General features: G+C 59.9%; 20 protein-coding genes. 11 read left to right on the top strand and 9 right to left on the bottom strand.

Going from position 1 to position 20,608, the window contains the following annotated elements; genetic code table 11:
• The 4 genes from holA to ACR0FE_RS09870 form a co-directional block, all read right to left on the bottom strand.
• Positions 1–1,029, bottom strand: coding sequence for a DNA polymerase III subunit delta (holA, locus tag ACR0FE_RS09885; protein WP_480912660.1), 1,029 nt, complete (start codon positions 1,027–1,029; stop codon positions 1–3).
• Entirely contained in the window at positions 1,026–1,529 is a 504-nt protein-coding gene (gene lptE, locus ACR0FE_RS09880; RefSeq protein WP_170614239.1) for an LPS assembly lipoprotein LptE, read from the bottom strand. The genes holA and lptE overlap by 4 nt, the downstream gene beginning before the upstream one ends.
• On the bottom strand, positions 1,516–4,053 hold the full coding sequence (gene leuS / locus ACR0FE_RS09875) for a leucine--tRNA ligase (RefSeq protein WP_480912659.1): 2,538 nt from the start codon (positions 4,051–4,053) through the stop codon (positions 1,516–1,518). The genes lptE and leuS overlap by 14 nt, the downstream gene beginning before the upstream one ends.
• 72 nt (positions 4,054–4,125) lie before the next feature.
• Entirely contained in the window at positions 4,126–4,614 is a 489-nt protein-coding gene (locus ACR0FE_RS09870) for a DUF3576 domain-containing protein (RefSeq protein WP_170614449.1), read from the bottom strand.
• Between the two features lie 282 nt (positions 4,615–4,896).
• Between ACR0FE_RS09870 and ACR0FE_RS09865 the strand changes: the two genes are divergently transcribed.
• Complete coding sequence (locus ACR0FE_RS09865) at positions 4,897–5,961, top strand: porin (RefSeq protein ID WP_480522756.1); 1,065 nt, start codon at positions 4,897–4,899, stop codon at positions 5,959–5,961.
• 104 nt (positions 5,962–6,065) lie between these two features.
• Complete coding sequence (locus ACR0FE_RS09860; RefSeq protein WP_480912658.1) at positions 6,066–6,725, top strand: YggS family pyridoxal phosphate-dependent enzyme; 660 nt, start codon at positions 6,066–6,068, stop codon at positions 6,723–6,725.
• Here the strand turns inward: ACR0FE_RS09860 and ACR0FE_RS09855 are convergent.
• A complete protein-coding gene (locus tag ACR0FE_RS09855; protein ID WP_480912657.1) occupies positions 6,709–7,209 on the bottom strand; it encodes a L,D-transpeptidase family protein in 501 nt (166 codons plus the stop codon). The genes ACR0FE_RS09860 and ACR0FE_RS09855 overlap by 17 nt on opposite strands.
• Positions 7,206–8,300: a GTP cyclohydrolase II gene (gene ribA / locus ACR0FE_RS09850; protein WP_480912656.1), complete on the bottom strand. Its 1,095-nt coding sequence runs from the start codon at positions 8,298–8,300 to the stop codon at positions 7,206–7,208. The genes ACR0FE_RS09855 and ribA overlap by 4 nt, the downstream gene beginning before the upstream one ends.
• A 162-nt stretch (positions 8,301–8,462) precedes the next feature.
• On the opposite strand from ribA, the gene ACR0FE_RS09845 reads away from it, so the two are divergent.
• Positions 8,463–9,149 carry a response regulator transcription factor gene (locus ACR0FE_RS09845; protein WP_170614245.1) on the top strand — a complete coding sequence of 229 codons (687 nt, stop codon included), beginning with the start codon at positions 8,463–8,465 and terminating at the stop codon, positions 9,147–9,149.
• 201 nt (positions 9,150–9,350) lie between these two features.
• Here ACR0FE_RS09845 and ACR0FE_RS09840 read toward each other — a convergent pair whose 3' ends face one another.
• A complete protein-coding gene (locus ACR0FE_RS09840; protein WP_170679434.1) occupies positions 9,351–9,593 on the bottom strand; it encodes a hypothetical protein in 243 nt (80 codons plus the stop codon).
• Between the two features lie 210 nt (positions 9,594–9,803).
• Here ACR0FE_RS09840 and ACR0FE_RS09835 point away from each other — a divergent pair, with 210 nt between their 5' ends.
• The 4 genes from ACR0FE_RS09835 to ACR0FE_RS09820 all read left to right on the top strand — a co-directional run bounded on the left by ACR0FE_RS09835 (position 9,804) and on the right by ACR0FE_RS09820 (position 12,437).
• On the top strand, positions 9,804–10,592 hold the full coding sequence (locus tag ACR0FE_RS09835) for an exodeoxyribonuclease III (protein ID WP_480912655.1): 789 nt from the start codon (positions 9,804–9,806) through the stop codon (positions 10,590–10,592).
• Positions 10,593–10,668: 76 nt separating this feature from the next.
• Positions 10,669–11,586, top strand: a complete 918-nt coding sequence (trxA, locus tag ACR0FE_RS09830) for a thioredoxin (protein WP_480912654.1) — start codon at positions 10,669–10,671, stop codon at positions 11,584–11,586.
• A gap of 27 nt (positions 11,587–11,613) precedes the next feature.
• A complete protein-coding gene (locus tag ACR0FE_RS09825) occupies positions 11,614–12,255 on the top strand; it encodes an LON peptidase substrate-binding domain-containing protein (RefSeq protein ID WP_170619278.1) in 642 nt (213 codons plus the stop codon).
• Complete coding sequence (locus ACR0FE_RS09820) at positions 12,252–12,437, top strand: Trm112 family protein (protein ID WP_170614250.1); 186 nt, start codon at positions 12,252–12,254, stop codon at positions 12,435–12,437. The genes ACR0FE_RS09825 and ACR0FE_RS09820 overlap by 4 nt, the downstream gene beginning before the upstream one ends.
• 25 nt (positions 12,438–12,462) lie before the next feature.
• Here ACR0FE_RS09820 and ACR0FE_RS09815 read toward each other — a convergent pair whose 3' ends face one another.
• Entirely contained in the window at positions 12,463–13,689 is a 1,227-nt protein-coding gene (locus tag ACR0FE_RS09815; protein ID WP_480912653.1) for an FAD-dependent monooxygenase, read from the bottom strand.
• An 87-nt stretch (positions 13,690–13,776) separates the two neighbouring features.
• On the opposite strand from ACR0FE_RS09815, the gene ACR0FE_RS09810 reads away from it, so the two are divergent.
• The 4 genes from ACR0FE_RS09810 (at position 13,777) to ACR0FE_RS09795 (ending at position 19,948) form a co-directional block, all read left to right on the top strand.
• Complete coding sequence (locus ACR0FE_RS09810) at positions 13,777–15,105, top strand: amidase (protein ID WP_480912652.1); 1,329 nt, start codon at positions 13,777–13,779, stop codon at positions 15,103–15,105.
• A gap of 109 nt (positions 15,106–15,214) precedes the next feature.
• Positions 15,215–16,396 carry an aminotransferase class I/II-fold pyridoxal phosphate-dependent enzyme gene (locus ACR0FE_RS09805; protein ID WP_480912651.1) on the top strand — a complete coding sequence of 394 codons (1,182 nt, stop codon included), beginning with the start codon at positions 15,215–15,217 and terminating at the stop codon, positions 16,394–16,396.
• Between the two features lie 14 nt (positions 16,397–16,410).
• Positions 16,411–19,332, top strand: coding sequence for a DNA translocase FtsK (locus ACR0FE_RS09800; protein WP_480912650.1), 2,922 nt, complete (start codon positions 16,411–16,413; stop codon positions 19,330–19,332).
• 40 nt (positions 19,333–19,372) lie between these two features.
• A complete protein-coding gene (locus ACR0FE_RS09795; protein ID WP_170614254.1) occupies positions 19,373–19,948 on the top strand; it encodes a LolA family protein in 576 nt (191 codons plus the stop codon).
• A gap of 35 nt (positions 19,949–19,983) precedes the next feature.
• Here ACR0FE_RS09795 and ACR0FE_RS09790 read toward each other — a convergent pair whose 3' ends face one another.
• A complete protein-coding gene (locus ACR0FE_RS09790; RefSeq protein ID WP_170614255.1) occupies positions 19,984–20,565 on the bottom strand; it encodes a transglycosylase SLT domain-containing protein in 582 nt (193 codons plus the stop codon).
• Between the last annotated feature and the right edge of the window lie 43 nt (positions 20,566–20,608).

Genomic DNA, 20,608 nt, shown 5'->3' with positions numbered 1-20,608 from the left:
CTAGCGCGACCGTGCCAGCATTGCCAGACGGATCATTGCCCGTTCGACCAGTGCCAGCGCGGGTGCGGTCTGACCGGCTGATCGCAGGGAAAGGTCCGTATCGGTCAGCACCGTCAGCGCGGTTTGCAGTTTTTGCGCACCCCAACCCTGTGCCTGCCGCAAAATCCGGTCGCGGCGCTTGCCGTAAACAGGCGGACGCAGCTTGCCGATACCCTGCGCTGCACCGCCCGGATCTGAAGCGCAGGCATAAAGCGTGCGAAAATGCCGGGTTGCCCCGATGCACAAGGTGACTGCGTTTGTGCCCTGCGCCTGCAAACGGCGAAGCAATGGCCCGATTTCGGCCGTTCGTCCTTCGGCAACCACATTCAGGACATCGTCCAACGCCGCTTCGGTCGAGCGCGGCGCGCAAGATTCGACATCTTCGATGGTCAGCTCAGAAGGGTCGCCGCGCTTGTATAATGAAATCTTTTCAACGGTCTGGGTGAAATCCCCAGGGCTGAGCGCAACCGCCAGTTCGGCCAGCGCCGACATGGTGTCGCGGGGAATGTTCTGAAGACCTGCTTCGGACAGAATCCGTTCGACCTCGGCCCGGGAAGGCGGATCGTCGTAGATACCCACGGCATAAGCCGCCGGATGGGTTTCGAACGCCTTGCGGATTTTCGAACTTGGTTTGAGCTGGCCGGCGGTCACAACGATTTGCGCGTCGCCAAGCGCCCAGTCTTCCAGCGCTGCCAGAATCGCAGGCGCTGCGGTCTCCGTCGCATCCTCGACAAAGGCGGCCCGGGGGCCGGGAAAAAACCCAACCGCCTTGATGGCATCCAGCAGCAACGCCGGATCGCCGCGCAATTCCGATCCCGGGATCCGGGTCAGCCGCATCTCTTCCTCGGCGGCGGGGCCCAGAAGGGCCGCCAGAACCTGCTGCCGTTTCAGCGCAACACGCATCGCATCCGCGCCATAGATCAGCAGCCCGGCCTTGTCCGCGTCGGGTCTGGTAAAATACCCCTCGACCTCGCGCGGGCTGAGCTTCATGTGGCCGGACCTGTGGTGGCGTACAGGCGATTGACGATCTGATCCGAAAGCATCACCATCAGACGTTCCTTGGCCGCGCGTTCCCCGGCCAGGGTCGAGACGGTTGAACCGGCAGCCGAATAGGCCACGAAATTGGTCTCTGAACCTGATGCAACCACCTGCCCTGTGGCTTTTGACACAAGCGTAAAGTTGGCCCGGCCATTAATGGTCAGGCGGTTGATTTCGTTGGTCGTAGTGATGGCCGCTGCCAGAGTCGTGGTCGCGACCTGAACATTCAGGTCGTAATCCTCAACCTGTTCCGCGCTGCGCCCCAGACGCTGTTCTAGGTTCTGAACCAAAAGATAGCTGTCGACGTCATTCGGGGCAGACACGACAACCTTCCCGTAGAGCGCTTCGCCTGAACCGCCGGGGGCATAAACCGGCTGGAAACCGCAAGCGGCAACAAACAGAGCAGCTGCAAGCGGCAGTATCCGCCACGATTTGCGATCAAACAACGACATTCACGATCCGGCCCGGCACTATGATCACTTTCTTCGGCGCTGCACCGTTCAGCGCCTTTTGCACAGCTTCGGTGCTGAGCGCGACTTTTTCAACCTCGTCCTTGGCCAAATCCTTGGACACGCTGATTTCCGCGCGGCGCTTGCCGTTGATCTGAATCGGCAACGTGACCGTGTCGTCGATCAGCATCGTCTCATCTGCGACGGGCCATGGGGCGACCGCCACCAGACCTTCTCCGCCCTGATGCGCCCAGATATCTTCGGCCAGATGCGGTGTCATCGGCGACATGAGCTGTGCCAGCGTTTTGATTGCCTGCTTCTGGGCCGAAGCCCCTGCCTTGGATTTGGCCAGCGTGTTTGTGAACGCATAAAGCTTGGCGATGGCCGCGTTGAAGCCGAAGCTTTCGACACCCACCGACACATCGCGGATGGTTTTATGCATCTCGCGCAGCAGGTCCTCATCACCTTCGCCTTTTGCGTCCGGGTCCATCGCACCGATCTTGTCGCAAAGGTTCCACACGCGATTGAGATGCTTGTAGGCCGCTTCGGCCCCGGCCGCGGTCCATTCCACATCCCGTTCGGGCGGCGAATCGGACAGCACGAACCAACGCGCGGTGTCGGCACCAAACGCCGAGATGATGCTGACCGGATCCACCACGTTTTTCTTGGATTTGGACATCTTGGCCGAAGGGATGATCTCAACTTCAGCACCGTCCGCCAGTTTGCCGTCGGTCACGTCCTCGGGCAGGTGATAGACTGGGCGGCCATTGGAGTCGCGGGTCTGGTAGATTTCGTGCGTCACCATGCCTTGGGTGAATAGGGCATCAAACGGCTCGATGGCTTTTTTCGGCAAGTGGCCCGTGATGTTCATCGCCCGTGCGAAGAATCGGGAATAGAGCAGGTGCAGAATCGCATGCTCGATGCCGCCGATATACTGATCAACATTCATCCAGTATTCGGCTTCCGCCATATCCGTTGGCGTTTCTGCACGCGGGGCGGTGAAACGGGCGAAATACCACGACGAATCGACAAAGGTGTCCATCGTGTCGGTCTCGCGCTTTGCCGGGGCTCCGCATTTCGGGCAGGCGCAGTCACGCCAGGTCGGGTGACGATCCAGCGGGTTGCCGGGTTTGTCGAACGTGACATCGTCGGGCAGGCGGATCGGCAGGTTTTCCTTTTTCTCGGGCACCACGCCGCAGCTGTCACAATGAACAACGGGAATCGGGCAGCCCCAATAGCGCTGGCGGCTCAAACCCCAGTCGCGCAGGCGGTATTTGGTGACGCCTTCGCCCCAGCCGGCCTTTTCGGCAAAGTCGACGGTGGCGTCGATCGCCTCGTCACCCGTCGCCTCGGTCAGGCCAGCGAAGTGATTCACCCAGCGAACCTTTTCGGATTTGGGCGGGACAAAAGCGATCTTGTCGACCGGCGTGTCGTCATCCAGCGCAAAGAAGGTGTCCACCACGGGCAGGCCATATTTGCGGCAGAAATCGAGGTCGCGCTGGTCATGCGCCGGGCAGGCAAAGATCGCGCCAGTGCCGTAATCCATCAGGATGAAGTTGGCGATCCAGACAGGGAGTTCCCAATTCGGGTCCAGCGGGTGTTTTACGCGGATACCGGTATCATAGCCCAGTTTCTCAGCGGTCTCGATCGCCTCTTCCGTGGTGCCACCCTTGCGGCATTCGGCAACAAATTCAGCAACTTCGGGACTTTCTGCCTCAAGCTCCTTGGCAATCGGGTGATCCGGCGAGATACCAACGAAGGACGCGCCCAGCAGCGTGTCGGGCCGGGTCGTGTAGACGGTGATCGGCTCGCCGCCATCTGTGCGTTCAAAGCCGAATTGCAGGCCGCGCGACTTGCCAATCCAGTTTTCCTGCATCAGGCGCACCTTGGCGGGCCAGTTCTCCAGCGTGTCCAGCGCGTCGAGCAGTTCCTCGGAATAGTCCGATATCTTGAAGAACCACTGGGTCAGTTCGCGACGTTCCACCAGCGCTCCGGATCGCCAACCGCGCCCGTTTTCCACCTGTTCGTTGGCCAGCACGGTCATGTCGACCGGATCCCAGTTCACCACGGCGTTTTTGCGATACACCAGCCCGGCTTCGAGCATGTCCAGGAACAAGGCCTGCTGCTGGCCGTAATATTCGGGGTCACAGGTTGCGAACTCACGAGACCAGTCGATCGACAGGCCCAAAGGCTTCATCTGCCCGCGCATGTCTGCAATGTTGCCGTAGGTCCAGTCCTTCGGGTGGCCACCAATCGCCATCGCGGCGTTTTCCGCCGGCATCCCGAACGCATCCCAGCCCATCGGGTGCAGCACGTTGTGGCCGGTCGCCAGTTTATGCCGCGCGATCACGTCGCCCATCGTGTAGTTGCGCACATGCCCCATATGGATTCGGCCGGACGGGTAGGGGAACATCTCAAGCACGTAATATTTCGGCTTGTCCGCCTTGTGGTCGGCGGTGAAGATCCCGGCCCTGTCCCAGGCCTCCTGCCATTTTGCTTCGATTTCGTTGGCCGAGTAGCGCGACATGGTGCGGTCCTTCGTGAATGAAAACGCCGGGCATGAACCCGGCGTGGTAATATTGCGATTTGCGGCGGGTGGCTAGAACTTGTTGTCCGCAATGCGTAGCTGACGTGCACGGGACAGGATCGCATCCTCGACCGCGCGGGTTGTTGCGGCACTGACCGGAGCACCGCCACTGGTCTGCAGCGAGACTGTCAACGAGCGTGCCGCCAGCGCCGGATCACTGATATGGACCGTCGCCCGGTACGAGCGCCCGCCACCCGGCGGCTTGCCATAGCCGGTCACGATCACACCGGTAAACGGATCAACTTCCTGTACTGGAAGGAAATTCAGCACATCCAGCGAAGCGCGCCACAAATAGCGGTTCACATTTGTGACCTGCTCGGAATTGTTCGGTCCGAAGACATCCCAGATCGTTGTACGGCCCGGATCGCTGAGTTCGCGTTCATCTGTCGAAGAGCCATCGACAGTCAACGAGCGTGCATCCCCCGGCAATGGCTGGCTGCGCCCGCAGGCGGCGACAGCGGCGGTCAGTATTATCAAACCCAGAATCGTTTTCAGGCGCATCGTCGACAGGTCCTGCTTCATTGGTTTTGCATTGTTGGTTGATACTCCTAGACAAGGCGCAGTGCAGCAACAAGCCTATTCTTTTCTTATATTGGCGCAGAATGCGGGTTCCGAGGGTGGAAATCGACTGTGGCATCCTTGCACCAATCCGGGGCCAATGCAGGCGACGCAATTAAGGTAAGCTTGCGCGAAGGGGGCAAAAAGAGCGAAACGGTGTCCGTGCTGAGACATGTGCTGAGGCATATGTCGAGTAGAAAAACTTTTGAAACCGAGGGAAACAAGATGAAAAAAGTTCTCTTCGCATCGACCGCTCTGATTGCAACCGCAAGCGTTGCAGCGGCTGATGTTCGCTTCAGCGGTTACGGCCGTTTTGGTATCGGCTACCAGGAAGACCGTAGCTTCTCGACCTCCGCCGTTGTCCGCTCCGTGACAACCGGTGGTGCTGTCACCACCACAACCCTGACTGCATCGGTTCAGGGCTCGGACACCATCCTGGTATCGCGCTTCCGTCTGAACATCGACGCAAACGTTGAAACCGACGGTGGCGTTGAGTTCTCGGGTCGTGTTCGTCTGCAGGCTGACGAAAACGCGGCAACCGGCGAAGCCAACTCGGCTGGCCTGAACGGCGCACGTTTCTCGGTCATCTACGGTGGTCTGCGAGTTGACGCCGGCAACGTATCGGGTTCGTTCGACAACTTGGCAAACTACTACGGTAACGAGCCTGGCCTGGAATCGTTCATCGGTCAGTACTCGGGCGTTGACTACAGCTTCCTGTCGTACTCCTCGACCGGTTCGGGCGCAAACGCTGTGTTCTTCCAGTACGCAGTTGGTGATTTCGCCTTCGGCGCGTCGTACGACCAGGTTGACACTGTGACCACCACAATCGGTACCGTCGCAGGTGGCCCGGCTCTGACAACCGTTTCCGGTTCCGGCGACCGTTGGGACGTCAGCGCGACCTACAGCTTCGGCAACATCACTGCCGCTGTTGCTTACGGTCAGACCGACGTTTCGGGCGGTGGCAGCAAGCCTAGCCTGGCTGTTCTGACCCTGGGTGGCGAATGGGGCGACTTCTCGGGCACCCTGTTTGTTGCTGACGATAAAACCCGCGTAAGCGGCACCGACGGCACCGCATACGGTCTGTCGCTGGCGTTCAACGTTGGCGCAGCAACCACCCTGACCGCAGCGTACGGTGACGGTTCGGCAAGCAACGACACCCGTCAGTATGGTATCGGCGCTATCTACGATCTGGGCGGCGGTGCATCGCTGCGCGGTGGTGTAGGCAGCTCGAAGCCGGGCGGCGGAAGCAGCACCATCCGTGCTGACTTCGGTGCTCAGTTCAACTTCTAAGTTGATCTGAAACCGCAAGGTTTGAGGGCAGGTCGAAAGACCTGCCCTTTTCTTTTGTGCCGACTTGGTGTTTGTCTGCGCAGGTAGGCAGATTAAGGAACGCCATGTCGCTGCAGGAAATCACCGACCGTATCGCCAGGGCAGAAATTGCCAATGGACGGCCCGCCGGCGCGGTAAAGCTGATCGCCGTTTCCAAGGTTCAGCCCGATGAACGGGTTCAGGCGGTGCTGGATCAGGGCCATCGGTGTTTCGGTGAAAACCGGGTGCAGGAAGCAGCAGGAAAATGGCCCGCCTTCAAAGAGCGGTACGACGGCATTGACCTGCATCTGATCGGCCCGCTGCAAACCAACAAAGCACGTCAGGCGATGGAACTGTGCAACGCGATCCACTCGGTTGACCGCCCCAAACTTGCCAAGACACTGGCGCGTCTGGCGCAGGAACTGGGCCACTGCCCTGACCTTTTCATTCAGGTGAATACCGGGGAAGAGGAGCAGAAGGCCGGAATCATGCCTTCAGATGCGGATGCGTTTGTTGCCGAGTGCCGGGATCTCGACCTGCCGGTACAGGGATTGATGTGCATTCCTCCGATAGAGGAGGAGCCTTCGCTGCACTTCGCCTTGCTGGCAAAGATCGCAGCACGAAACGGCTTGTCCGGGTTGTCCATGGGCATGAGTGGGGATTTCGAGAAAGCCATCGCGCTGGGTGCAACGCATGTTCGCGTCGGTTCGGCAATTTTTGGCGAGCGGGTCAGGCCGCAGGGATAATCAATCGCGTGCCTTGGGCGACACGCCTGGCAATCCATTTCAGATGGTCCCGGCGAAAGGCCACGCAGCCTTCGGTGGGAAACCCCTGTCGCCGCCATTGATGAATAAAGATGGCCGAGCCGCGCCCTGGAATCGCGTCGGGCCAGTTCCAGTCAACGACGAGCACAAGATCGTACAAAGGGTCTGATCTGCGCAGTTTTTCGTGGCTGTGGGCGTAGGGCGCCCGTACCAGATTGTTATAACCCGCATCCTGCATGTCGTCAGACCATAGATCCCCCGGACCGATCGGACGCGCCCATGGCACGGGCCGACAGATGCGGTCCGGCCGGTACAGCATGGCCACAATCCGGTGCGTTCCAACCGGCGTTGCGCCGTCGCCTTCGCGCTTGTCCGCGCTGATCCCGCCTTTGCCGATGGCGCAGGGGAAGACCCGGCCCAAAAACCGGACACCGCGCGGCGTCAGCACAAGATCATTTGGTGTCACAGCAGATGGCCCGATTTTGCCGCCTTGGTCGCCAGATACCCCCGATTATGCGCCGTTTCACCAACCTGCAGCGGTACCCGTTCTGTTACGGCGATTCCTGTTTTCTCCATCATCGCAATCTTTGCCGGGTTGTTGGTCAGCAGGCGGACTGCATTGAAACCAAGGGATTTCAGGATATCCGACCCCAGGCGAAAATCCCTCTCGTCATCTTCAAACCCGAGGCGGTGATTGGCCTCGACCGTGTCAAACCCTTGATCCTGCAGGAAATATGCGCGCATCTTGTTGGCCAGCCCGATGCCGCGACCCTCCTGATTGAGATACAGCAGGACGCCGGCACCTTCCGTGCCCATCTGGGCCAGGGCCCCGCGAAGCTGCGGGCCGCAGTCGCATTTCAGGCTGCCCAACAGATCGCCTGTAAAACAGGCCGAGTGCAATCTGGCCAGAACCGGCTTGCTCCGATCCGGGCGTCCGATCTCGATGGCATAATGCTCTTCTCCGCCGTCTTCGGGGCGAAAAATGTGCAACCGGCCTGCCTCGGACACTTCCATTGGCAGGCGCGCTGCAACGACTTCGTGCAAGGCGCTGCGGTCGGCCAGATGAGGTGCCGCGCGCGTATGATCAATGCAGGTCAGTCCATGCGCTGCCGCAAAGGCGCGGCCGTCTTCGATAGCGGTGACAACAGCGGAAGGCAACAGGCGGGCGGATTTCGTCAGCGCTATCGCGATCCGATGCAGATTGGCATGTCCCTGACGCTCGGACATCAGGGGGCCTTTCATCGGTGCGTTCAGATCGTCTGACGGATCGGCGACGGCCTGCACCCATCCAATATCCGCATCCGCCGGAAGGATCACGCGCGCCAGATCGCCGTCATAGGCCCGGGCCTTGAGCGTTTCCGCCCGCCGTCCGGTGATCGTGACAACCGGGTCGCTGCCAAGACCCCTAAGATCGGCAAGCCTTTGCGCGCTGAGTGTTTCCGACGCCACGGCCAACACGCTAAGTCCGCCGTCATCTGTCAGGACCACAGGCAGGCCCATGCGCAGATCTGCCCGCGCCCGTGCCAGCAATTCCGAGATGTCTGGAATGAGACTCATCCGTGTTATCCTATAACGTTTCGTCCATGAGGTAGCCTGATCTGCGGAAAATGTGAAACATTTCCTATACGTCAGACACGAGGTCGTGAGACAGTTGCAGCAAATCTTGTTGATTGCATATTCCACACGCAAGTGATGCAAAAGGCATAGGAGGACGGGAACATGGCTCAGCTCAAGAAAATTCTGCTTGTGGATGATGACGAGGATCTGCGCGAAGCTCTGAGTGAGCAGCTTGTGATGACCGAGGATTTTGATGTCTTCGAAGCATCCGACGGGTCGTCAGCCATGGAGCGCGCCCGCGAGGCGATCTACGATCTGGTGATTCTTGATGTTGGCCTTCCTGACACCGACGGGCGCGAACTATGCCGCCTGATGCGTAAACAAGGTGTAAAAAGCCCGATTCTGATGCTGACTGGCCATGACAGCGACGCCGACACCATCCTGGGTCTGGACGCCGGCGCAAATGATTACGTCTCGAAACCGTTCAAATTTCCGGTTCTTCTGGCTCGCATCCGTGCCCAGCTGCGCCAGCACGAGCAATCTGAAGATGCGGTGTTCGTCCTGGGCCCTTACACTTTCAAACCGGCGATGAAGGTGCTGATCACCGAAGAGGATCGCAAAATTCGCCTGACCGAGAAAGAAACCAATATTCTCAAGTTCCTGTACCGGTCCACCGACGGCGTTGTTGCCCGCGATGTCCTGCTGCACGAGGTCTGGGGCTACAATGCAGGTGTCACAACCCACACGCTGGAAACTCATATCTATCGCCTGCGCCAGAAGATCGAGCCCGACCCGTCCAATGCGCGCCTTTTGGTCACAGAATCGGGTGGCTATAGGCTCGTTTCGTAACTGGGTGTGGATTGAGGTGGATCAAAGTGATACTCTGTAAGCATATTTAAGGTGATCGTATCCCGCGCATGTCCGGGTCATGACATGTACCTCCCTGTTGGACTGCCGGGCCTCCGGGCCCGGCTTTTTTTATTGCAACCGAAGGTTTACGTGTGAATTTCGGCGCTCCGGCCGTGTGGTTGCGCGCTGGCATTATGTAAGTCAGTTGTCTTTCCAGCGGTCTTCATACTCTCCGAGCAATCTGGACATTGTCAGCAGTGATGCGAAAAGCCGGGCGTAAACGTCCCGTGACAACATCGGTTTGTTGTCGTCCAGCAACTGCACGAGATCGCTCACACCTTCGGCAAAGGCATCGCACACCTGGTGGTCCGCGATCGTCGGGTCCAGCGTCCAGATGCCGTTCTGATCGTAGTACGCTGCCGGCTGCGGTTCGTGTTCAATCATGGTGTTGCCTCATTCATCCGATGCACACCTGTGGCCGCGACATACAGCGGGCAAGCCTGTTGGCAGGAAGTCACAAGAAATTGGCAAACGCGATAAAGCAATGAAGTAAACGAGCGCCTCATATCAAATTACATGCGGGTTCTTTTTCTCATGGCACCCTGACCACCGGGGCGTTAGGTTGCACCAACCGCGATACAGGAGACCTTCTGCATGCCCTTCACAATTGCCACATGGAACATCAACTCGGTCCGGCTGCGCGAACCTATCGTGTTGAAATTGCTACGGGAAGAGGCCCCCGACGTTCTGTGTCTGCAAGAGTGCAAGTCACCGGTTGAAAAAATCCCGACCGAAGGGTTTGCCGAGTTGGGCTATACCAATCTGATCGCGCGGGGTCAGAAAGGGTATAACGGCGTGGCCATCCTGTCGCGTCTTCCGCTAGAGGAGGTGGGCGATAAGGATTTCGCCGGGCTGGGTCATGCCCGCCATATCGCCGGGCGGCTGGAAAACGGCGTGGTGATTCACAACTTCTATGTCCCGGCAGGCGGCGATGTGCCGGACCGTGAGGTGAACGAGAAATTCGGTCAGAAACTGGATTACCTGACGGATATGCGGGACTGGTTTCATTCGGAGAAACCCGAAAAATCTATCCTGGTCGGTGATCTGAACATCGCCCCGCGCGAAGATGATGTCTGGTCGCACAAACAACTGCTCAAGGTGGTGTCGCACACACCCATCGAGGTCGAGCAACTGGCCGAAACGCAGGATGCGGGCGGTTGGATTGATGTCACACGCAAGGACATCCCAGAAGGCCAGCTTTTCAGTTGGTGGTCTTATCGGGCACGGGATTGGGATGCTGCGGACAAGGGGCGGCGGCTGGATCATGTCTGGGCAACGCCCGATATTTCGAACGCGGGCCATTCCAGCCGCGTTCTGCGCGAAGCGCGCGGTTGGGAGAAACCCAGCGACCATGCGCCCGTCTTTGCGACATTCGACCTTTGAACCCGCAACTCTACTATTGGTTTCTGCCCTTTGTGGTTGCATATAGAGGCCAAGTTCGAACGAGAGAGTGTAAGCCATGGAACTTCTGAACGCCGCAGCCGGCGCTGATGTCACCGATCTGATCAAGGACGGAACCGAGGCCACGTTCATGGCCGATGTTGTTGAAGCGTCGCAGGAAACTCCGGTCATCGTCGATTTCTGGGCGCCGTGGTGCGGGCCGTGCAAGACGCTTGGACCCCAGTTGGAAGAGGCCGTGACCGCTGCCAAGGGTGCGGTGAAGATGGTCAAGATCAATGTGGACGAGGCCCAGATGATCGCCTCGCAGATGCGCGTTCAGTCGATCCCGACCGTCTATGCGTTTTTCCAGGGCCAGCCCGTTGACGGGTTTCAGGGCGCGGTGCCGGGTTCCGAGGTCAAGGCGTTTGTGGACCGCGTGATCGAAGCGGCCGGCGGCCAAAGCCCGGGCGGACAGTTGGATGATGCCGTTCAGGCCGCCGAAGAAATGCTGGCCGAAGGGGCTGCCGTCGATGCAGCGCAGACCTTTGCCGCCATTCTGGGCGAAGATCCGAACCATGCCGGCGCCTATGGTGGTTTGGTGCGTGCGCATATCGCGTCTGGCGATCTGGAACAGGCCGAAGCCATCCTGAACGGGGCACCGGTCGAAATCTCCGGCACAGCCGAGATCGAGGCCGCGCATGCCCAGCTGGAACTGGCCAAACAGGCAGCAGATGCAGGCCCGGTGGCCGATCTGAGCGCCGCCGTCGAAGCCGAACCCGGCAACCATCAGGCCCGGTTCGATCTGGCGCAGGCCCTGCATGCCAATGGCGACGTCGAGGACGCGGTGGCGCAATTGCTGGAACTGTTCCGCCGGGACCGCGAATGGAACGACGGAGCCGCCAAAACCCAGCTGTTCACGATTTTCGACGCGCTCAAGCCAAATGACCCTGTGGTTCTGAACGGGCGGCGCAAGCTCAGCTCGATGATATTTGCCTAATTCCGGATCAGGGCTACACTCGGCTACATGATGCATCCCGCCGATCTGCCGGAAACGGTATCCGTTTTTCCATTGCCCGGGGCGCTGCTGTTGCCCCGTTCGCGCCTGCCGCTGCACATTTTTGAGCCGCGTTATCTTCAGATGCTGGACGACGCGCTCAAGACTCAGGAACGGCTGATAGCCATGGTTCAGCCGAATCCATGCCAAAGCGACGAAAGCAAGCTGCACCAGATCGGATGTGCCGGGCGGGTGACACAGTTTTCCGAAACGGAAGATGGCCGATATCTGATCACACTGACCGGGATTTCGCGGTTTCGGGTCAAATCCGAACTGGATGCATTTACGCCCTATCGACGGTGCTCGGTCTCGTGGGATGGGTTTGACCGCGATCTGGGCAAGGCGGAACAGGATGACGGGTTCAATCGCACAAGGTTTCTGAACCTGCTGGAGCGATTCTTTTCCTCACGACATCTGTCGACGGATTGGGACACTTTGAAGGATGCAGATGATGAGTTGCTGGTCAACTCTCTGTCGATGCTGCTGGATTTCGACCCCGAGGACAAACAGGCTCTGCTCGAGGCGCCCTGTCTGCGCACCCGGCGTGAAACGCTTGTGACGCTGATCGAATTCGCCCTACGCGGCGGCTCTAACGAGGAAAAACTGCAATGAGCGAACCCGACACCACTTTTGATCGCCGCATGCTCGAGGCGCTGATCTGCCCGCAAACCCATACGACGCTGCATTTTGATGCCGAAAAGCAGGAGCTTGTGTCGAAAGCCGCAAATCTCGCCTTTCCGATCCGCAACGGCATCCCGGTGATGCTCGTGGATGAAGCACGAGAACTCGACTGATCGTCTCAGGGTGCCCGGCGGCGTTTTAGATCGCGCGCCCCTGCAGCAGTTTTGGCAGGTCTCCGGTCAGCCCGGCGGCCTCGCGCACAAAGCCCCGGCGCAACCCGGGCATAGAGCCGACGATGCCCATGCCGATGTCGCGACCGATCCGTAGCAGCGGGTTGTCGTTGGAAAACAGCTTGTTGAACACATCCGTCGCCATGGCCAATGCGGCTGTATCGAACCGCCGCCACTCCTGATAGCGTTCCAGCACCAGAGCCGAGCTGAAATCCTCGCCCCGCCGTCCGGCCAGCGTCAGCACCTCGGCCAGCGCGCCCACGTCGCGCAATCCGGCGTTTAATCCTTGCCCCGCAATCGGGTGCATGCCGTGCGCGGCATCCCCAACGAGTGCCAACCGCTCGCCGATGAAGGAATTGGCGATGGTCAGGTTCAGCGGGTAGGTGAACCGGTCGCCCTGCAAACGGATGTCGCCCAGGAAATCCCCGAACCGGGGGCGCAGGACCTGCAGATAGTCGGCTTCTGACAGGGCGTTTATGTGCCGGGCCGTGTCGGTCCGTTCACTCCAGACAATGGAGCTGCGATTGCCGGTCAGCGGCAGAATAGCCAGCGGACCTGGTGGCATGAAGAACTGGTGGGCAATGCCGTGATGGGGCAGGTCATGTTCGATGGCGCAGACCAGCGCCGTCTGCCCATAATCCCAGCCGGTGCGCCTGATGCCCGCCCGCGCGGCAGTGCCGCTTCGGCGCCCGTCGCATCCGACAAGCAGGCCGCCGGTCAGAACAGAGCCATCGTCAAGTGTCAGTGACACGCCCGTTGCATCGCATTCCTGCGCTACGACTGTCTTCCCGCTCAGCTGCGTGATGCCCTTTTCCACGGCCATCGCCTCCAGAAAAGCGCGACGCAGATGGCGGTCTTCGACCATGTAGCCCATCGGGCCTTCTTCGATCTCGGCATGGTCGAAATGCATCAAGAAGGGCGACGGGCCGGCCCCGGCATGCCCGTCGGTGACCTTGATCTCGAGCATCGGTTGCGCATGCCCGGCAACCCTGCTCCAGACGCCGGTCGCCGCCAGTAATCTTTGCGAAGCAAGCGCAAGTGCGTAGGCCCGGCCGTCAAATGCGGCGTCCTTTCGCACGGTCTCGGCCAGCGCGTCGATTACCGTTACAGAATGCCCGGTCTGCGCCAGTGCCAGTGCGAGTGCGGGGCCGTTCAGGCCGCCGCCAACGATCAGGATATCCGAAGCCTTAGTCATGCCCCGCAATATGCGCGCCCTTTCGGGATTGTCCATGTGCGGTCGTGTCGCTACCGTCCCCTCATCGTAGATAAATGGAGGTGAGGGATGCAGGAGTGGCTGACCATGACCGCGTGCGATCTGGGGCGCGGCATCGGAATGGGGCAGATCGACCCTGTGGATCTGACCGAAACCTATCTGGCGGCCATCGACGCGCATCCGCATCGTGATCGTATTTATGCCCGCGTTACCCATGACCGCGCCCGGGCCGAAGCCAAGGCCGCAAAGGAACGAGCTGGCTTGGGGCTGCGCCGATCCTTGCTGGACGGTGTGCCAATCAGCTGGAAAGACCTGTTTGACACGGCAGGCATCGCAACCGAGGCAGGCACGGCCCTGCTGAAAGGTCGCGTTCCGGATGCCGATGCCGTGGTCGTGCGCAACGCCACCGCCATGGGAACGGTGTGTCTGGGCAAGACACATATGAGCGAGCTGGCCTTTTCCGGCCTAGGACTGAATCCCATCACCGGTACGCCGCCCTGTATTGACGATGAAGAGGCGGTGCCCGGCGGCTCATCCTCGGGCGCGGCGGCTTCGGTAGCATGGGGGCTGGCGGCTTGCGGGATCGGATCGGATACCGGCGGGTCGGTACGCATCCCGTCGGCCTGGAACAATCTGGTGGGCCTGAAAACAACAGCCGGACGCGTCAGTCTTGAGGGCACTGTGCCATTGTGCCTGCGGTTTGACACGGTTGGGCCGCTGGCCCGTTCGGTCGAGGATGCTGCGCACGTGCTGGCGTTGTTGGAAGGTGGCACTCCCGCCGACTTGCGGGGGGCCAGCCTGAAAGGGCGGCGGTTTGCCGATCTGCAGAATGTTGCCAGGGATGATTTGCGGGACGGCCCGCGCAAGGCGCATGAGGAAGCCCTGAACCGACTGCGGGAGGCCGGCGCGCAAATCGTACCGCTGGATGTTCCTGAACTGAACGACGCCATGGGTCTGACCAGTGTAGTCTATACGACAGAAGCGTATGGGCTGTGGCGTGACGTGATCGAAGCGAACCCCGATGCCATGTATCCGGAAATTCTGGAACGATTCCGCATCGGCAAGGCGCATTCCGGCCCGGACTACGTAGCGGCCTGGTCCAGGCTCAAGGCCTGCCGCAGCGCATGGGACGCCGCAACCGCCGGGTTTGACGCGGTTCTGGCCCCGACGGCACCCATTGTGCCGCCGAATCTGGACCGTCTGATGACCGACCATGACTACTACGTCACCGAAAATCTGCTGGCCCTGCGCAACACGCGCATCGGCAATCTGATGGGTTTGGCTTCTCTGACTTTGCCCACCGGAACACCCGGTTGCGGATTGATGATGCTAGGCTATCCCGGTTCGGAAGAAGCGCTGTTACGGCTGGGATCTGCGGCCGAATCCGCGTTGGCCTGAATGCCACAATCCCCTGATTCGGCACCTCTTTGTCTGGACGAGGCGGGGTGCGCCCTGTAATCTGCCAAAAAATCGGGACAAAAACGATCCCGGCATTGAGGCAGTTGTTATGAATTTCCCCGAGCGGTTTTCGGACCTACCGGCATATGCATTCCCGCGTCTGCGCGCCCTGTTGGATCACCATCAGCCGGGCGGTGAGGTCATTCATATGACTATCGGCACGCCAATGCATGATTTCCCGGCGTGGGTGACGGATATCATCGCCGAAAACGCTGCTGATTTTCAGGGATACCCGCCGAACGAAGGTTCGCCCGCGCTGCGGGGCGCGATCACCGATTGGATCGAACGTCGTTATGGTGTTTCGCTTGATCCCGAAACCAACGTTATGGCCCTGAATGGCACACGCGAGGGCCTGTATAACGCAGCTATGGCGCTGTGCCCGGAGCGGAAAAACGGCCAGCAGCCGATCGTGCTGTGCCCGAACCCGTTTTATCAGGTCTACATGGTCGCCTCGATCTCGGTCGGGGCGCAGCCGGTTTTTGTTTCTGCCACGGCCGCCACAGGGCACTTGCCGGACTATGCCGGTCTGCCCGAGGACGTGCTGAACCGAACTGCGGTGGCCTATATCTGCTCACCCGCCAACCCGCAGGGCGCGGTTGCGTCGCGGGACTATTGGGCTGAACTGATCCGTCTGGCCGAGAGATACGATTTCCGCATCTTCGCCGACGAATGTTATTCCGAGATTTACCGCGACGAAGCTCCGACAGGTATTCTGACCGTGGCGCAGGAACTGGGATCGGATCCTGAGCGGATCGTCCTGTTCAATTCGCTGTCCAAACGATCCAATCTGGCCGGGCTGCGTTCGGGTCTGATTGCTGGTGGACCCGAGACGATCAAAAGGGTCAAACAGCTGCGGGCCTATTCTGGCGCGCCTCTGCCAGCGCCTTTGCAGGCCGCTGCCGCCAAGGTCTGGGCGGATGAGGCGCATGTAAGGGAAAACCGCGCGCTTTATCGGGATAAATACGCCATTGCGGACGAGGTGTTCGCTGGCGTGCAGGGCTATATGCCCCCCGAGGCCGGGTTTTTTCTGTGGCTGCCAGTCGAAAACGGCGAGGAAACAGCGTTGAAGCTGTGGCAGGAGACCGGGGTGCGTGTCCTGCCAGGCGCATATCTTTCACAAGGTGATCCGGGCCAGAACCCGGGCGAGCAATTTATCCGGGTCGCCATGGTGGCCCCAAAAACAGAGTTGCAGCGCGGGCTGATCACGCTTCGCGACTGCATCTATTCGTGAGGTACGAGGGCAAAATGGCATCATTGAACGCGCGCAACCGCGATCCTTTACTGGACAGCACAACGCAGGCCGCGATTGAGCGGCGCAGCAAGGAATTGATCGGGATCGCCCTGATCCTGCTTGGTTTTGCGGCAGCGGCAATGATCTGGTCCTACACGCCGGATGATCCGAACTGGATGGTATCGACAGACGCGCCGGTGCAGAACTGGATGGGCCGTATCGGGGCCTCGATCGCTGCGCCTCTGTTCATGATCGTGGGCTGGGGAAGCTGGAGCATCGCTTTGGTGTTGATTGGCTGGGGCATCCGCTTTGCCGGTCACTTCGGCGAAGATCGCGCCGTTGCGCGCCTGATCTTTGCGCCGATCTGGATCGCGGTTGTATCGGTTTATGCAGCGACTTTGGTGCCGGGCGACGCATGGCGCGCCACCCACAGCTATGGTCTGGGCGGTTTGTTTGGCGATACCGTGATGGGTGCGTTGCTGACATTGTTGCCGATTTCCTCGCATTTCATGGTCAAGCTGATGTCGCTGGCGATGGCGGTGGGGATGCTGGCGCTGGGCGTTTTTGTGCTTGGGTTTACCAAAGACGACGTCCGGCGCGGGTTCCGGGCTTTCCTGCTTGGTCTTGTTCTGTCCTACGACATGCTGATGAAGGGTCTTGGCCGCAGCGCATCTGCCACGGCCCAGGCCGCGCGTGACCGCCGCGCGCGGTGGGAAGATCGCAAGGCCGCCCGGATCGAGGCTGATGACCTCGTGTTCCAGGACGATATGGATTTTGCCGATCCTGTATTCGAAGAGCCTGAATTCGGGCCCGGGCCGCAGAAAACCGGGCTGCTGGCGCGGATGCCCGCGTTGATCCGGCGACCGGAACCGATGCCGGAACCCGAGCTTGTCGACCCTGAACCGGTTGCAGGTTTCGACGAAATGCCGGGAGAGGATCGTATCCGTTCGAAAATTTCGGCAGCCGTCCGCAGCCGCCGGGTCGCCACCGGTGAGATGACGCCCGAACCCGATCCGAACCTTCCGCTGACCAAGGGCCGCGGCAGAGGGCCCGACCCACTGATCCTGAACACAGCGCGGGCCGGAGAATTGCCGCCCGAGCCACCCATTACTGCGGCCGGGTTGCCACCCGAACCGCTGTTGACTTCAGGGGCGGCGCCCGAATGGCAGGCGCCTGAGCCGAACGCGTACGTGCCTGAACCCGATCACATGCAGGGCTTTCAGCCGGAACCCGATTTTGACGACGACGACGTTTTTGAGGACGCGCCCGAACCCGCGCCAGAGCCGCGCACGGCAATGAAAATCCCGGTGGCCGAGCCTCGCAAACCGGTCGTGGCACAGCCTGTGCGCCGCAGCCCGCCTCCGTCGCGTCGTGCTCAGGCCGAAGCGCAGCCGACCTTGTCGTTCGAGGAACGGCATTCGGATTTCGAATTGCCGCCGCTGGGTCTGCTGTCCAATCCGGCCAGCATTCAGCGCCATCATCTGAGCGATGAGGCGCTGGAGGAAAACGCGCGGATGTTGGAAAACGTTCTGGACGATTATGGCGTCAAGGGTGAGATCGTCAGCGTCCGCCCTGGCCCTGTAGTGACCATGTACGAACTTGAACCGGCTCCGGGCCTGAAAGCCAGCCGTGTGATCGGTCTGGCGGACGATATCGCGCGGTCCATGTCCGCCTTGTCGGCGCGGGTTTCGACATTGCCGGGGCGTTCCGTGATCGGTATCGAACTGCCCAACGAAAATCGCGAGATGGTGGTGCTGCGCGAAATCCTCGCCAGCCGGGACTTTGGCGATGGCAACCACGCGCTGCCTCTGGCATTGGGCAAGGATATTGGCGGGGAATCCGTCGTGGCGAACCTGGCCAAGATGCCTCACCTGCTGATCGCGGGTACCACGGGCTCCGGTAAGTCGGTGGCGATCAACACCATGATCCTGTCGCTGCTGTATAAGCTGACGCCGGATGAATGCCGCCTTATCATGATCGACCCAAAGATGCTGGAGCTGTCCGTTTATGACGGCATCCCGCATCTGCTGTCCCCGGTTGTGACCGACCCGAAAAAGGCGGTTGTGGCTCTGAAATGGGTCGTGGGCGAGATGGAGGACCGCTATCGCAAGATGTCCAAAATGGGCGTGCGCAATATCGCGGGCTACAACGGCCGCGTGAAGGACGCGCTGGCCAAGGGCGAACTGTTCAGCCGCACGGTCCAGACCGGGTTTGACGATGACACCGGCGAACCCACATTCGAGACCGAAGAATTCGCGCCCGAGGCGATGCCCTACATCGTCGTCATCGTCGACGAGATGGCCGACCTGATGATGGTCGCGGGCAAGGAAATCGAAGCCTGCATTCAGCGACTTGCACAGATGGCGCGGGCTTCGGGTATTCACCTGATCATGGCCACGCAACGTCCGTCGGTCGACGTGATCACCGGTACGATCAAGGCGAACTTCCCGACGCGGATTTCGTTCCAGGTGACCTCGAAAGTCGACAGCCGTACCATCCTTGGTGAAATGGGGGCTGAGCAACTGTTGGGGCAGGGCGACATGCTCTACATGGCGGGTGGGGCCAAGATCACCCGCTGCCATGGGCCATTCGTTTCGGACGAAGAAGTCGAGGAAATCGTCAACCACCTGAAACATTTCGGCCCACCGGACTACATGAGTGGGGTGGTCGATGGCCCGGCAGAGGAAACGGCTGACAATATCGACGCTGTTCTGGGCCTGAATACCGGTGGAAACACCAACGGTGAGGATGCCCTGTACGATCAGGCAGTCGGGATTGTAATCAAGGATCGCAAATGCTCGACCTCGTACATTCAGCGGAAACTTGCCATTGGCTACAACAAGGCCGCGCGGCTTGTTGAGCAGATGGAAGACGAAGGCGTTGTTTCGTCAGCAAATCACGTCGGCAAACGCGAAATCCTCGTCCCCGAGCAGTAGGATATTTAATAACAAGGGCAAAGCGCTTATCTGGTGTCTCATGAAACAGATAGCCTTTGCCCTTGCTTTGACACTGGCCGCGCCTGCGGCCTGGGCGGCAGACAAACTGCCATTGTCGCAGATTTCAAAATACCTGAACGATATGAAAACCGTTCAGACGTCGTTCACTCAGGTCAACGATGACGGATCGCTAAGTACCGGAAAGCTTTGGATTCAACGCCCCGGCAAGATGCGGTTCGAATATGACCCCCCCAATGATGCCGTCGTTCTGGCGCGCTCCGGATCCGTGATGATCTTTGATCCGAAATCAAACCAGCCGCCCGAGCAATACCCGCTGAACCGGACACCGTTGTCACTGGTGCTGAAGCGAAATGTAAATCTGGGTGAGGCGAATATGGTGGTGGGGCACGAGTTTGACGGGACCGCCACAATCGTTACGGCGCAGGACCCCAAAAACCCCGACGCAGGCCGGATCGAGCTGATGTTTACAGGCGATCCCATTGAGCTGCGTAAATGGGTGATTCACGACAATGCCGGGGGGCAGACCACGGTCCTGCTGGGCGCATTGGAAACAGACGGACGCTTGAACCAGAGCCTGTTCTCACGCCCGAATTAGGACAGGCCGGGTAACTGCCGGCCTGCGCAATGGTGTCAGACTCGGCAGGACGCCAGCTGGGCCTGATAAAGACGCGCACGCGCATCGACATCATCCGCCACGTTCAGCAACCAGGATTTACCGTTGTAGGTGCCACGCGCAAAGCCGGCGTGACCTTCGTGATAGGCCAGGTACTGGTTGCGGGTGTCGCTGGGGTGGATGCCGTTGCGTTCGTAGCTTTTGTTCATGTACCAGCCGATGAAGTCCGACGCGTCGCGAATGCGATCCCGCTTGGCGCGCCGTTTTCCGGTTTCGCGCTGATATTGCTCCCACGTGCCATCAAGGGCCTGGCTGAAGCCGTAGGCGCTGCTCTGACGGCCTAGCGGGATCACTCCCAGTGCGTATTTGTGCGGGGTTCGTGCATCGTGGCGATAGCGGCTTTCCTGATAGATTGTCGCCATCTGAACGTGAATGGGCACCCCCCATTTCCGTTCGGTGGATTTGAACGCCTTGATATAGTCCGGCCTTTCGCGCGCAATACTGCACGCGTCATTCAATCTGCTGGGCGGTTGCTTGGAACCACCCCCACAGGATGCCAAAAGCAGCACCCCAAGGAGTACAACTAGAATTCTGCTCATGTGCCTCGTGCCTTTTTTGTTCATTCTAGCGCAGATTGTAGTT

Source organism: Ruegeria sp. K7, from assembly GCF_056531785.1.
The sequence above is the reverse complement of the archived record's forward strand: the minus strand, read 5'-3'. Positions and strand labels throughout refer to the sequence as shown.